Here is a 17,782-nt window from a genome sequence, read left to right on the forward strand (position 1 = left end):
GAGTCCATATATGGTATTAGATGTTTCTTGTTCGTCACTTTTTGCATTGCGCACGTAGCATAGACACCTCATTGATTGCAATATTCACAAGTAGTATTTTCACCAGAGTTTCAGCTTCAAAAAAACGGCTCATTAACAAGTGGATACTGTAAAAAATGTAAAAAAATGTCTTTTGCTATTGTGTACTATTTTAGAAACTATTTACAGCATGTATACTGAATACGTATTCTGACAATCAAAGGAGATGAAATGAAATACATTTATGGGTTAACAAGTTTACTGTTTATTTTGGGAACCAGTGGCTGCTCTAGTGAGTCCACTACTTCAGATATTGTCGCGACCGAAAAAATTTGGGCTGAAATTCGTCTTACCGCAGATGGTAATCGCGCGCGAGTCGTTACTGAGTTTAATAAAAACAGTAGTATAGGCGCAAATATTATTCTTAGCCCCAGCGACAAAGTGCAAGCCACCGTTGGTAATGAAGTAAAAGTGTTAGAAATGGATGAAGATATTTTAGATATCGACTACCAAGGATACTTTAGCCAACCAGCTAAAAATACTGAATTTAAACTTGAATTAATAAGAAGCAAAGAAAATAAAACACTAACATCTACAGTAGTCCTACCGGAAGAGGTGTTGTTATATTCACCGGTCGCTGCTACATATCGCAAAGATAGCCGGATAGTTGTTGAGTGGAAGCCAGCCAATGAGCCAGACACTGCCCTCACCCTATCTTTTAACGTGAGTTGCACTTCCAATACAGGTGATCCTTCATCAATCAATCACTATGTAGAGTTGGATGATAATGACGGCAGCTACACTATTTTACTTGGAAGTATCGAAGGACTACATAAAGATAGTTTGAACAAGAAAAAACCTTGTAAGTCACACATTACCCTATCACGCTTAAAAGAAGGCACAGTCGATAACCAATTTAAATCTGGCAGCTCAATACATGCCATTCAAGAAAAGGGATCTGAAGAGTTAACTATCTTACTTGACTAACCTAAACTTGAAATTACAAGCTGTATATTTATACCAATTAGCCTAAATACTTGCTCAATTTGAAGGGGTAAGTCTGATGCTAACTGCGTTTAATTCACTTCCAATAGCCAGCTATTGGAAGTGAATTCGCCTTGCCTACAGGATGTAGGTACCTTAGCAAGAGCAGAACGCGGGAGCGGTGTTTTCCCTATGGACAAGGAAAAAACTAAATTTTGCTTTAGCAACAATGAGTTGAGACATTCCTTATCCAAACCTCAGGTTAATTGGCAAGATTTTCTCGCCTAAAAATAGGTTACGTAATTAAACCTATTGGTAATAGCTGTTTAGATTGGTCGTTTAGCAGTTCAATAAAAATCGAATCGCTAAACGGCAATCTATAGTAGCGCTAAAACTGATAACTCACGCTAATCGCTACATCTTGAACATCGTTTGCTGAAATAAAGTAATGACTATAATCAACACCAAGCGTTAACTCATCCGAAAATTGATAATGTACCCCTCCACCCAAGTAACCACTTGTACCACTGTCTTCAAAACGTGTTGAAAAACGCTCTTCTCTCACACTGTTGATTTTGTAGTCCCAGTTAAATGCACCTAAAAACATTTTTCCAACAAACTTATCTGCAAAGGTTTTTGTGTAATTGAATTGCAGCGCTGGTCCCTCTGGTAATACCGGTGCAACACGCGAAATTAGATTTTGACTTTGTTCTGGGTTGCCACTTAAGCCTTCAAACTCCACGCTTCCCTGACCGAGATCAACATAACGCAGGCCAACATGCCAGTTAGGGAGCAACTCATAGAATGCCCCAATAGACCAGCTGCTACTTGTATCATCTAAACTGATGAGGCTCAGATCTGGGCTAGTTAATTCACTATCCGCAGTTGATTGTCCAACTGACGCTTCAATGTTCCAACTACCCGCTTGCACTTGAGTACTTAACACACATGTACTACTGATCAACGCAAAGGCTGGTAATAATGATTTCCTGCGGCGGATCACTAATGCACTAATTAACAGTACCAACATACCTCCCATCGTCCCTGAAGACGTATTTTTAACGGATGTTACCTCTTTGATCGATACAGTAACACGAACTTGTCCTTCAGCTAAAGCTCCTAGCTCATCTCTTACCGTGTAGAGTATGGTATCTACACCTTCAAAGGCAGATTTTGGTGTATAGCTCAAAGTACCATCAATATTTATTGCAACCGTACCTTGACTCGCAGTGGCAGAGACAAGACTTAATACTCCTCCTTCGGGATCAGCGTCGTTTGCTAATACATCTATCGTAATTTGTGTACCATATGATGTCGCCGTGTCATTCGCGGCTTGAGGTGGCTGGTTTGCAATAATTATCACTGTTGCATTGCTACTGCTAGAGCCTCCCTTGCCGTCGGTGATACCGTATTGAATAGTTGCGTTGCCAATGAACGTGGCAGGTGGGGTATAGCGAAGTTTGTTATCTTCTATTGTAACATCACCAAAATCGACAGATGCGCTAGTAATAGAGAGTGTGTCGCTATCAGCATCGGTGTCATTTTCTAGCACGTCAATTAAGAGTGTTTGACCCGAGTAAATAGAAGCAGAGTCAGTATTGGCAATTGGCTGCGTATTATCACTAATTGGAACTGCAATACCACCTGGGTCAACAATGCTACCATTTGCTAGACCATCATCATCATTGGGACCACCGTCGGCTATTCGAAGCTGCACACACCAATCTCCTTCATTTAGCCCAGCAACCCACTCATTGCTGCCAGGGGGCGGACAAAAACCTGGTTCTCCCTCTGTTGAAAGTAGTTCATTACCGTCGCCTAACACAAAGTCTTGCCACTGACCGCCAATCAGCTTTCGATATACCGCATTTAGCGGGATTGGCTGACGTTGTGGTAGCACAATGCTGTATACATCACCTGGCTGTGGTAAACCCGTTGCAATGAAATCAAAGATCCCACCAGCGTTATTAGCTGTCGGATCAGAAGGTAACTCCTCCTCTAACAGCTGCAAACCACCTGTGTTATTTTGTGGCACTGTCGCGCCTTTACGTAGACAAACTCCGGGATCTCCCTCAACTAAGAACTGAGTCGACTCCAAGGCTTGTTCTTGAATAACATTACACTCGGTAATGGCATCCAGAAAATCAGGGATCCCATCGTCATCCTCATCAGCATAACCTTCTTGATCATCGGGAATTAAATCGCCATCACTGTCATCCCCAGTTAACTCAGCCAAGGTAGAGACAACCTCAATAATGATATTTCGAGAAGTAGATAAACTTGGCGTAGCATTATCTTCTGCTGTCACTTTCACTTTATAGATACCAGCAGAGATATTGGTAGGGTCAAACTCAAACACAAATGGGTCACTCGAGATATCTGTTATCGGTGAGTCTGGGATCCAAGATACGCTCACTTGATCATTTGGATTTGGATCTGAAGCTGTCGCTGTGATTGTGACTGAACCGCCAGATGTTGTAACTAAACTACGTTCTTCGCCACTCTGCGATACCAATGTAGTAAGGCTAGGGGCGACATTTTGCTCAACAATCGTCACTACTGATGTCGATTTAGCCCCTTTGTTTACTGAATCATCAAGACTTACAATGATTGTTTCATCGCCTTCGGCTACCCCATCGGCAAAAATATTGAAATTAATACTGGTGCTGGTGCCAGAGTTAATAACCACCTCTGCTGAGCGCAAATCATGATCTGAGCTATCAGCAGTGCCCGATACCGTATAAGGAATAGTGACAGGGTAACTCGGTGCAGGACCATTCAGATATACCGCTATTGAATGACTTCTATCTTCTGCAACTCTGCTATCTTTTTGCAATGATACAAGTGGGTTTACAGTTAAGTTTTGGCTGGCAGTCGCCACTTGACCTTGGCTATCAATAGTCTGCCAGTAAACTATATGTTTGCCAGGTGCAAAAATCGGAGCACCCCCAACCAAAGAAACTGGCAAGGCATTTCCTGCACTGTCTGTCGCAACAGCCGTTCCAAGGTTCACTTTTGTATACAAGCCTGTTGCATTAACTGTTAAATCATTAGGTGCGGTGATTTCAGGAGTATTTCCAGTACCCGAACTACTTATGGTCACATTGGCCGTCGCTCTTGCCCGCGCTTTACTGCTATCTTCCACCAAGTAAGTAATGACGATTGGTACTTGTGAGTTTGGCACGGCTTGATACATCAGCGTATCATTAGAAACAAACACATTGCCGATTGAGGCTTTAGCACCCACGATAGTTAGTGCGCTGCCATCTGGATCGATATCATTTTCTAAAACGGGTAACACATATTGATTTGACGCTACAGGGTCAAAGCTAAAGTTATCGTCTATAGCAATTGGTGCGTCATTCACAGATGTTACAGACATAGAAACCGACGCCACGGCAGATGTCAACTCACCGTCAGATGCTCTGTAGGTAAACGTATCTGAGCCGTTAAAGTTTGGTAATGGAGTATAACTAAACACATTTCCTTGAACTCCAACTACACCGTTTTGTGGCTGTGAAACCAGTTCTACTGTTAATGTATCTCCATCTTGGTCACTAACGTCCGCTAGGAAACTCGTTGTTCCATCTTCGGCAACGCTTCTTTGCATATTATTGGCAATGGGTGCCGCATTGACTGCCTCAACATTGATACTAAAGGCAGGTAGACTTGCACTCAAAGAACCATCACTGACACTAATAACAATATTGTTATAACTGCCTACACTCTCTCTAGATGGCGTACCAGAGAGTTGACCACTAGCAGTATCAAAACTTGCCCATAGAGGCTGGTTTGTGATGGAGAAACTCAGCGTTTGAGAATCCACGTCCGTCGCTGAAGGCGTAAAGCTATATCCTTCGTCTTGTTTTACTGATGTACTCGGTGTGCCCGAGATAGTTGGTGCATCATTCACTGCATTTACAATGATACTGAATGCCGTCAGTGAAGATTCGGCTTGGCCATCAGACACGCTAATCACAATACCACTATAAGTGCCGTCTTGCCCTTCTGTCGGCGTACCTGAGATTGTGCCTGATGTGCTATTAAAGCTTGCCCAACTCGGTAAATTGGCAACACTGAATGTCAAGCTGTCGCCATCAACATCGGAGGCACTAGGCGTAAAACTATATGTGTTGTCTTCATTCACTGATGTGGGCGGCGTTCCAGAAATTACCGGACTGTCATTAACTGATGTTACTGTGATATTAACCGTCGCAGTATTGGATGTCAGGCCCTCTGCATCATTCACGGTATAAGTAAAGCTATCATTACCGAAGAAGTTAGCATTCGGTGTGTACACTACTCGCCCCGTCGTTTGCACTTGCACCGTACCGCCTTGAGGTTGACTAACGATTGCAACACTTGTAACGTCCAGCTGACTGTCTACATCTGTGTCATTTCCAAGTATATTGATCTCTATATTGCCATCTTCTTGGATTTGCTGAACCGGATTATCGACCGCCACAGGCGCATCATTTACTGCATTAATTGTGACAGTTACAGTTGCAGGATCTGATCTCAACCCTTCACTATCAACAATAGTATACGTGAATGTAAGCTCACCATTTTGATCTTGTTTTGGTGTGATAGTCAGTAGACCATCGGTACCCACAGTTACCGTTGCTAAATTATAATTACCAACACCATCTCCTTTGTCTTCTAGAGTAATATCTGAACCATCAAAACCTTGATCTTCTACATCTGAGTCATTAGCTAAGATATTTATGGTTGTAACAGTATCTTCATTGGTTGAGCCAGAGTCATTTGATGCCACAGGTCGGTCATTAATCGCGCCGATGTTGACGGAAATGGTCGCGATGTTGGACTTTCCACCTTCACTATCAAGGATTGAATAAGTGAAACTATCATCACCTGTCTCATTAGCATTTGGGGTATATGTTATGGTGCCGTTATTTAAATCAACGGCAGTTTGCCCTTTGGTTGGCTGCGATTCAATTGTGATTACACCAGATGGATTGGTATCTTCCACATCGGTTGCACTAGCTCGTACCGTCAGGGCTGATGTCGGCGTATCTTCATCAATATTCGGCGTAAAGTTTGCTGCTACTGGTAAATCATTAACCGGTGTGATGGTGATATTCACTGTCGCAACATTTGACTCAGCATTGGTCGAGTCTTTCACTGTGTAAGTGAAAGAATCAGAGCCGTTTGCATTGGCTGTTGGGGTGAAAGTAACAACACCATTGGTATTAACACCTAATGACCCTTTGGTCGGTTGTGTTTTAATCGTAATGGATGACGCGACTAAATTATTTTCAGGATCACTGTCATTGGTGGTGACATTAATCGCTTTTGCAACATCTTCCAATGTTTCTAACGCATCGTTCGAAGCCGTAGGAGCATCCTCAACCGCATTCATATTAATAGTTACGGTATAAACCGGTGAGCTGGCACTTGAATTATCTTCGACATGATAGGTAAAAGTATCTGTATGATTTTCACTACCATCATGGATGTAGCTAAAGCTACCATCAGTATTGAGTGTGAGCGTGCCATATTGAGGATCTGTGTCCTTGACTATTGTTAGGCTATCACTGGAATCTAAATCGTCATCACTGGCAAGCGACAATAGGCCATTGTTCAAATCACGAGATAGTGTCCCTCCTTCATCGATCGTATAGCCAATACTCTGCCCTGTGGGGGCATCATTCGTATTTATTACTTCTATGCTAAATGCCGTCAATGAGTCGCTGTCAGTGCCATCGTTAACCGAAATCGTAATATTTGCAGTTGTCCCTACATCTGCATCAGTTGGCGTGCCAGACAGCTTACCAGTTTGAGTATTAAAACTTGCCCAACTAGGCGAGTTAGTAATACTGAATGTATGGGTATCATTTGTGTCAGAGTCCGTCAGAGTTGGTGTAAACTCATAAAGGCTGTCTTCATTTACACTGGTCGCTGGTGTGCCAGAAAGTACAGGCGCAACGTTGTACTTTTTCGTTACCGTATCAGTAAATGGTGCGCTTTGGTTTCCAGCCGCGTCAGTAATAACAGCGCTCAAGGTCAAGGTTCCCTCTGCCAAGCTCGACACATCAACAGAATTAACTTGAGCAGTCGTACCTGTAATAGTAACACTTGCTGAGCTGCTAACCGTATTAGTTCCATCCGATATTGAATACGAAAAACTGCCCGAACCATCCAAACCAGACAAGGCGAAGCTTAATGCCGATTCATTTGCCGCGTTGATTACGCTTTGGTCTATCGCAGCAGTTACGCCCGTAGGCGCGCTGGCATCAATGGTCACCGATAATGCACCACTGTCAGCGGTGTTACCCGCGGTATCAGTGGCTCTAGCTGAAATAGAATGCCCACCTTCTGACATCGCGGAGCTGGGTGTGATAGTCCAGCTACCGCTAGACACCACAACACTGCCAAGCGTACCGTCCACGCTAGAAATCAGTGTAACCGTGTCACCATTAGTCCCTGAGCCTGTAAATGTTGGGGTTGTATCATTAGTGATATTATCCGTATTTGACGAGCCGCTATCTGTAGCAGCAGTCATATCAGGTGTTGTTGGAGCATTAGGCACGCTTGTATCAATTGTGACGTTTAATGCACTAGAGCTGCTGCTAACGTTATTCGCACTGTCAGAGGCAGCGGCAGTAATGGCATGTACTATTCCTGCGGTTAGTGCAGAGGTGGTAATTTGCCAGTTGCCGCCTGTTGCAGTACCAGTGCCAATTACTGTGTTTCCGCTACCAACTTGGCTACTGTAAAGTTTAACTGTCGTGCCATCTTCCGCAGTACCAGAGAACGTTGGTGTGGTGTCATTTGTGATGTTATCCGTGTTAGATGCACCGCTATCTGAACCTGCTATTAAATCGGGAGTAGAAGGAGCGTTTGGCGCAACGTCGTCAATAACCGTAATCGTAAAGGATTTTTGTAGCGTATTAGTTGAATCATCAGTTTGAATACAAACCGTATGTGAACCTGCATCTAAGTCATTTTTTACAGACAGCAAGGAACCACTAATTTCAAAGTTCGCATTGTCAGTACTCGCTGTACAGGTTCCTGCATCACTGCTACCCACAGTAACCAAGGAATAAGTATGTGAAGAATCGTCGACATCGGTCGTGGATAAAGTGCCAATATTATACCCTGTCGTAGCAGCAGACTGATTTAAGCTGTTCGAGCTGAGGGTCAATGTCAGTAGTGTGGGGGCATCATCATTCGCCGTAATAGTGACAGCTGCTTGATTAGTCCCCGAGCTATTAGCTTCCCCATCATTAAATACATAATCCAGTGTCACTGAGGATGGCGGCGCTTCCGAACTATTTTGATAAGTAATACTTTGTAGTACAGAATCAACAATGGCAGAGGTTGCACTAGTGTTAAAGGTTAACACTAAGGTGCCAGCAGAGTTTGTCGTAACAGTGCCAACAGTGGCTGAGTTATAAACAAATGTATTCCCCTCAGTAAGCGTTCCCAATAATCCGCCGTTACCAAATATATCTTGCGAACTTGCACCACCATTTCGTGAAATAGTCAGGCTTGCGTTGTTGTAATTACCAACCCCGCTATCAAGTGCATCAAGTTCGGTATCAGCAATCACCACATCAGAGTCAATTGCTACCGCGGAGCCATTTTCCAAGAAGGCTGCACCGCCATTTAAATTACTAAATACCGGCACGTCGTTCGGGCTAACAAAGGTGATATCAGTATTTGCGCCGTTGTCAGCAACCGTAAAGACAAGCGAATTACTCGGTGCATTTGACAGGCTAATAGCCACTTCAACCGCACTGAAATCCGTCGCATCTGTATCAACCTGAAGTGTACTGGTGCCATTAAAACGTACATTACTTGTCGTTAAACCGGTAACGCCAGTGATGGTAATGATATCTCCGATGCTTAAGTCCGTGATAGTATCACCATTGAGATCTGAGGCACTGCCCACAAAGCTATCATTGCCAGCGTTACCTGTCAGTGAATCCGTACCTCCGCCAGGTCTAATGATGTCTGCACCACTACCACCGGTTATGGTATCGTTGCCATTAAAATCCGTCGCCGTCATGTTAATTGAATCGCCGCTGAGCGCACTTGCATTCAGTGTAAGTGCAGCAGAAAGCGGAAAACCCAGTGAATTAGAAATGGCAACTGTACCGCCATCTGAGTCAAAGTCATCAGTTAGGGTTATAGTAAATATGTTTAGGGAACCAATCGCGATGTTCTCAATTTCAGATACGCTAGTGTTTGCAAAGTTGAATGTTCCGCCATCCATCAGCTTGAGTGTTTCTGATCCAGCAGCCCCCGTAATTGCAGTGGTAAAGTTGTTACCAATATTAGCCGCGTCCAAAGTCACTGTTGCGCCACTTAAAAGCGTTAATGAACCTATATTCACAAACCCGCCGCTGGTCAAGTCTGCGCCATCAGAAGCGCGAACAGAGTCGGCAACGGTGGCATCCCCAGTTAATGTTCTGGCATATGCGCTGCCGCCAATATCAAAAATAATGGCATCATCAGCAGAAACAGCAGACACATTTGTTGTCGCACTGCCAACTGTAATGGTTTTGGTATTTCGAGTATCGTCGCCAACGCTATAGGTTTCAACACCTGTAAAAGTTGTAAAGTCTCCATCTCCGGTCAGGTTGATGGTTTCTGAGCCTGCTGCGGTGATGGTACCAGTAAAACTATTATGCTGTGCCACAGACATAGTTACGGTACTGTTTGAGGCAAGCGTTAAATTTGTAACTGCGTTAATCGTCGCAGCGCTAATGTCCGCACCAGAACTTAACGCAAGCGTATCCGCTGTTGTGTTATCACCTGTAATGGTTCCTGTGTAGCTCAATGCACCAACATCAAATGTAATGGCATCGGTACTTGAAGTGCCAGTAACTGAGTGCCCAGCACCGCTCACCGTCACGGTTCTTGAATTATTACTATCATCTAGAAGAGTGTAACTCTCAATGGCAGTTATGGTTGAAATATCACCATCTCCAGAAACCGTTAGTGACTCTCCCGTTCCACCCGCAGTGACCGTACCTGTAAACCCAGAGATCTGAGATGCGTCTACAGTTATCGCGCCATCGGTCGCAACCGAGAGGTTTTCAAAACCGCTAACACTTGCACCCGCGATGCTGCCACCATCGCCGATATTCAGCGTGTCTGTCCCTGACCCCCCAGCTAATGTCCCGCTAGCACTTATGGCGCCAATATTCACGGTGTCATCACCACTACTACCGGTAACACTTTGCCCAGTTGCACCAAGCGTAAAGATGTTTGCAGTTGATAAAACGTAAGCCTCAACGGCTGCGTTACCTGTTAATCCATCGGAAGTATTACTAATGGTTATCGTTTCAGAGCCTGCTGCGGTAATTGAAGAAACAGCGTCATGCTGTGATTCTGTCATCGTTACTGACGCACCACTTGCCAAGCTCAGCGTTTCAAACCCAGTAATTGACGTCGCCCCGCTTATATTGGCACCATCACCGAGCTGCAATGTATCCGTCCCAGTTCCCCCTGATAGCGTTCCAGTTGTGCTAAACCCTGCAACATTTACAGTATCATTACCCGTGCTACCTGTAATATTTTGACTCGCAGCGACGAGTGTAATTGTAAACGCAGCATCTAAAACATAAGTTTCAATATCTGCATCGGCGGTAATAACACCATCTACAGTGGTGCTTGATAGCGTGAAAGTATTGGTACCTGAACCGTTAATCGTGGTAAAGCTATCATGCTGTGCCTCTGATAATGTCAAATTACCAGAAGAAACCGGAGAAAGCGTCTCAAACCCACTAAGTGAGGTAAGCGCTGTTAAGTCCGTGTTAGTCGCAACAATGAGCTCATCAGTACCAGCACCAGCTCCACCATCAGCGCTCGAGCCTGTTGCGTGTGTTGCATCAGCGATGGTCAACGTTTCACTTTCTGTAGTGAAAGTAATCGCAGGTGATAGGTTAGTACCACTATTTGTATTAAACCCTGCAGCATTGGAGCTTGCCGCGGTGACATTAGTCACTGATATGGTTGCCGTTCTTGATACACTGCTTGCAGAGCCATCATTAATAACAACCGTCACCGTTCTAGCCGTTTCATTTGGTGCGCTGGAGGTATTGTTGTATGTGATTGCTTGCAGAAAAGTTTGCACTTCTGAAGCTGTTGCTGAGGCACCTGTTATTGAGATGGTATCTTGTAACGTAATATCAGAGGCGCCAGAAACCCCTGTTAGCGCATTTTGTGCCGCGGCCGTTACATTCAACCCTTCAGCAGCACCGTCTTGATCATTAGTTAATGACACAGTAACCGTGGTTATCGTATCCCCATCAGCCTCGGTGACAGCCGCATTTGTTGCAATATTAACAGCCCCTCCACCTTCTGAGAAAGCCGCGCTGCTGTCATCTGAGCCAGAGCTCGAATCTAAGTCAACCACAGGCAGGGTGTTGGCTGTTGAAAAATTAAAAGTAGTATCGTCGCTAATGCCTGCAAAGCTAAAGCTTGCATTATCATCGACTGCCGTCGCGTCAATTCGTATCGCGTAGTTGCGGTTGCCGGTTAAATTTGTGGTTGGGTTTAAATAAATTTTGTCACCCGAAATACCGATACCACCCGCACCAGGAGTTGTTGTTGCGGTAGCAGACGTCACATCAAAAACCTGAAAATTACTACTACCTGTCACGTCTCTAATGGTAATGTTGCCAGTCCCAGCCACAATATTTTCACTGAAGTCGATAACAATATCATTGCTGGCTGTCACGTTAGTGGCATTGTCATTTGGCGTAGAATTAGCGCCATCAAATGTTGGCGCTGCTGTATCGACAGTAAACGCAGTAATTGCTAACGGTGTGTTGGTATTACCTGCAGCATCTTGGACTGTAATAGTACAGTCACTATAGGTACCCTCTGCGAGTGGCGAAGTGTTGTCACTCTGGGTTAGGGTTATTGTTTGGTTTCCAGTGCTGCTAATCGTTGTAGAAGTTGATGTACCACAACTGCCACCAACAGATAATGTGCCAGTTTCAGTAGTACTAAACGTATAGTTTGGCGTTGTATCACTCGTTGGTGTCGACACCGCTGTGACTTCAGCCACCGTTGGCGCGGCGGTATCCACTACAAAAGATGGAATATTGAGTGTATTACTAGTATTCGACGCATTGTCCGTAACCGTGATTGTACAATTACTGTACGTTCCATCTGCTAAAGGCGATGAGTTGTTTGTTTGTGTTAACGTGATGGTCTGGTTACCCGTACTACTTATGATGGTAGAAGTTGACGTACCGCAACTGCCTCCAACAGCTAACGTGCCTGCTTCGTCTGTAGTAAAAATATAATCAGGTGTGTTGTCTTGGGTTGGCGTGGTAACCGGTGTCACTTGACTGATAATAGGGGCTGTCGAGTCTGGGTTTTGGATATTAGTCAACACGAAATCATCGAACCGGCTATAGTCTATATCTGAATTATCATTTTTACGAATGGTGATCTTTGAAACACCAGTCCAATTCAAGTCAACCTGCTGATTACTGTTTACTGTAACGTTCTCTGAATCGCCATTATTAGATTCAATCGTGAAATACTGTGAGCTCGAGCTATAAAGGTGCACACTGGTGATATCAAAGATCTGCCCGGTACTGAAATAAAAATACAGTTTTTTATCACCCGTACTAGTTCCGGATCTATCTACCAAACATTCTCGAGTACCACTGTACACGTAACATGACAAATCTCCACTATCTAGTTTTAATTTCGCTATATACCCACTACCAATATCGTACGTTTTAGCATTTTCATAAATATTACTAAAGGCATCCATATTGATGGTTTTATCAACAGCTAATACATCACTAAAATCTTTTAATGCAGTCTCAGAGAAAGGGATAGTGGTATTCACTTCACCTTTATGTATTTCTAGCTCCCAGTCGCCATTTAGATCGCGACTACCCGTCAAGTTATTTGAGGCTGCAATATCAACATGCGTATTTTTCTTGATGATTTCGACTAATTCAAAGCCATGATTGTTGGCCGCTAATTCACAGCCATAAAAAAGCAGATCAGCGCCGGGCTTCATTGCTTGATTTATCGCGTCAGTAAGCTGGCTATCGTGTGCGAAGTCTGTTTTATTTACTCGCTCATCGCCTAAGTGGATAGTGCCCGCTGTCGCATGTGACACCAAGTGAACAGCATCAAGGCCACGATATTGTTTAAGCCAAAATATCAGTTGTTGCTTACCGCTAGACCCTGCTTTTAAATCAATAACCTCTATACCGGGACGGATGCGTTGATAAAACAAGTGCTTATCTTTCACGTCAGCAGCAAGAATAATTAGCTCTTTCACACCAGCCAGTTTGCTAAGGCTAATTTCCTCTTCTATTGCTGTCGATTCTTCGGCTTCGTAAAAGAATGATTCAAGTTGATAATTTGATTTACCTCGAGCCAAACGTTCAGGCTGAATACTACTTGGATGAAGGTCAAAAAGTGCGTTTTGCTGTATCGCAGCATAACTACTGACAGGTAATAGAGCGGAAACTATTCCATTTAACACGAGATGATGCATATTACTTCCTTCTTATATCACAAGGTAGCTTAAGTTCAGTTTTACTTTGGAGAAATAATACTGGCGCTTGTTCCCAACGGGTCTTGCCAAAATTGCATTTCGCTATATTTTGCAAAAAGATCGGGCGGTAAAATGGTATTACGTGCTTTATATTCAACTTTTCTTTTCACGGTGTGCAGATCTTTCACACCCAATTGAATATCAAATTCATTTTCGCTGTATTCCACATTGTCAAAATCATGTTGAAAACCGTCGAGTTGCAAAAACTCATAGAGTAACGCCAAGGTTTTATGCGGATACTGAGTAAAAATGTCGTAATCTATAATCAACAATCTATCCGAAAACTCGCCATAATATGCTTCTTTCAAAGCCGTCCAGGCAGAGCCAACAGCGCCAGCTGATTGCACTAATGACTCACAGCGAGTATAGACTGTTGTGCGAGAGGCAGGAGAAAACATCCGGCTATAATCGAAAGGGTTTTTACGATAAATTCGCTCAAAGCTGTCCATTATCCAAGCAGGGTTCCTGACTAAACAAATAACTTTAAGATTTTGATGCAACTCAACTTGCTGATGAAGTCTTGCCGTCCACAACCTATTTGTATCGAAAATCACGGACTTGTTTTGTTGCGCTTCGTAGTACGATTTAAATATAGCAGTAACTAAAGATTTGCGCTTTTTCTCATCAAAAAATGAACCAAACTCACTACCTGCACCTATTTGCTCAAGACATGTGTTTATCAACACAGCTACGGGGCTAGACATGCCGGCATGAAAAGCTGGGTTTTGTCTTAAAATACCCGCTAGCAGGGTGGAACCTGAGCGCGGCAAGCCAGAGATAAAATGAAATTGCTGTGTCATAAAACAGTCCCTATACAGCCCTTGAGTTCGAAGTTAGCCATTAATTGCAACCAATATAGAAACAAAATAGCGATATTTTTATAATTGAATTATTCTATATAAAATGTAGTCACCTTTTATTTTACATGCAAGCAAGCCTAAGCATTACCGATTTTAGAAAATCGATATGAATAATAAAGAAGAGTCGTTATCTAAAATAAACCGGGTGGCTTATAGAGCAGGTAAAACATACCTTGCTCATACGCAATGGCCATAAAATTCCGTAATGCTAAACACATCTACAGGTGTTACTTTAAGCGCAGTTGAGTTTGGGTCAGCTCACCTAGTAAACAGCTAAATGAGCTAACCATCACGTCCAACATAGCAGCTACGTCAGCTCTTAATTCCTTTGTGGAAAAATGCCTTCCATACAAATTACATAATTCACCGCTTGGTAAGGGCTACGACTTCTCACCGCAACAGCAGCGCCTGTTACTCCAGTTTCACCGCTAACATGTCCAGATGCAGAACCAGTCTGAGTCACTTCTATTCCTCCGAGTGCTACGGTAGAAGAGGGATTACCACCTGTGTAGTAAATTTTTTCCGGTGCATCAGGACCTGCGATATCTGGCGCTGTTGCAAGGTACGCTCCTGCTTGTGGTGTGGCTGAATCACCTTCCAATTGAGTCGCATTTAAAGTCACATGTGTGGTTGTAGCGTCTCCTGCTCCAGTAACATTAAGATTAACTCCATGATGGTGTGGTGGTAAATTAGACTCGGTCAATACGAAGGAATCTCCACCACCAAACTGCCCCATATTAAATGGACCATAATATGGAGATGTACCATAGCCCAAAGGCGATCTACCTCTAAAATCAGGCAAACCAAATGATACTCTCCCATCACCACCAAAGTAGGTACCGAGTAGCGCAAACACGGCAGTATATTGTGTTATTTGAACGGTCCCACCCATACAGAATGCAAAATCGACCGGCGCAAAGTGAAAGCCGCATGGCATAATCTGCCCAGTATATTCATCACTCATTTATTTCTCCTAATTAAAGTCAAAAGCCTGCTGGCTATAGTTGCATCCCAGCTTGAGTACCACCTACTCTCGAAAACTGGTGATCTGTTACTGAATTACCTCTTATCTCTGACCAACATAAAGATACCCTTTGCGAGATGTTTCATTTAACACGGCTCTAATGACATCTTTTCTCAGAGCAAGCTAAAACATATTCTTGGTTGGCTCTTTCTTTATTGATAAAAACTAGATTCGATGACAGCAAGTCACCTAAAAAATCGACATACGATGCGCTTGTACAAACACGTTTCAGCAATAATCGTTTACTTTTACAATGGTAAACGTCAGCCCCTTGAGACTTTTTTACGCCACCTGCTTTTGAGTGTGCCCATTACTAGCGCTTCATATTGAGTGAGTCATCGACTCTCCTTTAATATGTTCAGCGATCCATTCATTTACTACACAGTCAATGACCAAATTGACGCGGTCATTATCGCCGCTATTCTTTACGCTGTGTGTCTTGTCGGCATTGATATACCACAGCTCACCAACCGCCATTGGTACGACCTTGTCATTAACTACAAATAATACGTCTTCATTAGCCAATATCGGTACATGTAGTCTGACTTCCCCCTTACACAAGCATAGCCCTCTGTCTCTGTGTGGCTTGATATATGCCCCAGGCTTTAACCGCATTAGACGCGCCGACTTTACGTCACATTGCAAACTCCATATTAAGCTTCGTATCGTTGGCAAACTGTCCATTAAAGGTAGATTTTTCCATTCGCTACCATCCCCCATAGCAAAGCACTGCAAAATCGGATGCGCATTTGTATGCTCCAGCTGACATCGCAGGGGTAATACATCCCAATCTCCAACGTAATCTCTATGATTCACATGAGGATTCCAGCTTTTGGTCGGTAATCGGCTAACTTCACTACACATAGAAGCACTGTTGATACCAATTGGTAGCCTACAGAAATCAGTATCAATCGCGCTCATCTTAAAAATAGTTCCTTTAATGAAATTAGATAGTTATGCTTCTGTGACAAGCAACCAGCTAATGGCTTTATATGATGCGCCACAATAACGAATAGTTATTAGCCTAGTATAAAGGGACAATAGTGCTATTAAAGATTGCAAAAAGTTTTGAGATTACTGGGTACACTCTCGTGCTGACTGGTTTTATAATTATCTTGTACAGGAGGCGCATTCTGGCGCAAGCAGCATTAGCATAGGGATTTTGACTTCAAGCTTGTGTTTATACCAATTGGACCTAATACTTGCCCAATTTGTAGGAGTAAATCTGACGCTAACAGCGTTAAAATTTCTTATCTAGAACAACTAAATAGCAAAATTTTTGCCCTGCCTAGATGGAGGTAGGTACCTTAGAGATAGCAGGGCGCAGTAGCGGAGTTATCGACAAGGTTTTCTCGTCTCAAAGTAGACCTCTTAAATAAGATAATTGGTATTACCTCTGCGCTTTAGTCAGGGGATGTGGTTTGGCTGAGTGGGATAGTTTTATCGAAAATAGCCTTGGTTACATAGGGGAGATTTCGTTTAATTAAAACGTTAATAGCGGATCTACAAATTTGCTTCTCCGCTACAACATTAATATTGCATCGATTATTGCTGGTATTAAAGGTCTCTTTGACAGGGTTAGCGATTAATGGATTGCACGTAAGCTTTGGTCTTCTGAGTCCAAATACCAAAGGCGCTCACCTGATAAACCACCGCAGACCACTACTTTTTGATTACCATCTAAACTGGTAAACTTTTTACCTTTTGTAAATCTTCCTAAGCTATAGTCTCTCAGGAACATGCCATTGTTTCCAAACACTTTTATACGTGTATTGTCTGAATCCAACACATAGACCCTGTGATGGCTATCTATCGTAATACTTCTTGGACCATTAAGTTTATCTGTTTGATCATGGCCGAATTCGCCAAGTGTGTTTAGCACGTTACCGGAATAGTCCGTAACGATAACCTGGTGGCCGCCAAGTCTCAACCAGTAAACACTGCCGCTACTCGTATCAATTGCGAAATCATGTATCGGTATATCATGGCCTTCTGGAGTTGTAATTTGAGCGACTAAGTTCCCATACATATCAAATACATCAATAAAGCGGCTTAATTCGAAATATACAAACACCCTAGTGTCGTAGCGACGAATAATCTTTGCTTTCATCGTTACGTCAACACTTCCACCTGTTGGAGGGCTTATCTTTCTAACCGGTTCACTAATACCAAGTGACAGCAATTGCTCTCTCGATAATCTCGTGGAGTCAGCATTTGCTGCTATCAATTCATTTCCAGTCGCCATCGCAGGAAATGGTAGCACTGAAGCGGCTAATAACATCGAACTAGTATTCAAAAACGCTCTACGATCCACGAGCCTATCCTTTTGTT

Annotated in this window: 6 protein-coding genes; 1 reads left to right on the forward strand and 5 read right to left on the reverse strand. The window is 43.3% G+C overall.

Annotated features, from left to right (window positions below):
* The first annotated feature begins 249 nt into the window (after positions 1–249).
* Positions 250–1,005 carry a hypothetical protein gene (locus D9603_RS01770; RefSeq protein WP_128729825.1) on the forward strand — a complete coding sequence of 252 codons (756 nt, stop codon included), beginning with the start codon at positions 250–252 and terminating at the stop codon, positions 1,003–1,005.
* 385 nt (positions 1,006–1,390) lie between these two features.
* Here D9603_RS01770 and D9603_RS01775 read toward each other — a convergent pair whose 3' ends face one another.
* The 5 genes from D9603_RS01775 to D9603_RS01795 all read right to left on the reverse strand — a co-directional run bounded on the left by D9603_RS01775 (position 1,391) and on the right by D9603_RS01795 (position 17,765).
* Complete coding sequence (locus D9603_RS01775) at positions 1,391–13,507, reverse strand: Ig-like domain-containing protein (protein ID WP_128729826.1); 12,117 nt, start codon at positions 13,505–13,507, stop codon at positions 1,391–1,393.
* 41 nt (positions 13,508–13,548) lie between these two features.
* Positions 13,549–14,367, reverse strand: a complete 819-nt coding sequence (locus tag D9603_RS01780; protein WP_125252820.1) for a sulfotransferase — start codon at positions 14,365–14,367, stop codon at positions 13,549–13,551.
* A 379-nt stretch (positions 14,368–14,746) separates the two neighbouring features.
* Positions 14,747–15,391, reverse strand: coding sequence for a tail fiber protein (locus tag D9603_RS01785; protein WP_128729827.1), 645 nt, complete (start codon positions 15,389–15,391; stop codon positions 14,747–14,749).
* A 381-nt stretch (positions 15,392–15,772) separates the two neighbouring features.
* Entirely contained in the window at positions 15,773–16,372 is a 600-nt protein-coding gene (locus tag D9603_RS01790) for an aspartyl/asparaginyl beta-hydroxylase domain-containing protein (RefSeq protein WP_128729828.1), read from the reverse strand.
* Between the two features lie 664 nt (positions 16,373–17,036).
* Positions 17,037–17,765 carry a hypothetical protein gene (locus D9603_RS01795; protein ID WP_128729829.1) on the reverse strand — a complete coding sequence of 243 codons (729 nt, stop codon included), beginning with the start codon at positions 17,763–17,765 and terminating at the stop codon, positions 17,037–17,039.
* Positions 17,766–17,782: the final 17 nt, after the last annotated feature.

Origin of the sequence: Pseudoalteromonas sp. PS5, from assembly GCF_004103255.1 — a bacterium.
Taxonomy (GTDB): Bacteria; Pseudomonadota; Gammaproteobacteria; order Enterobacterales; family Alteromonadaceae; genus Pseudoalteromonas; species Pseudoalteromonas peptidolytica.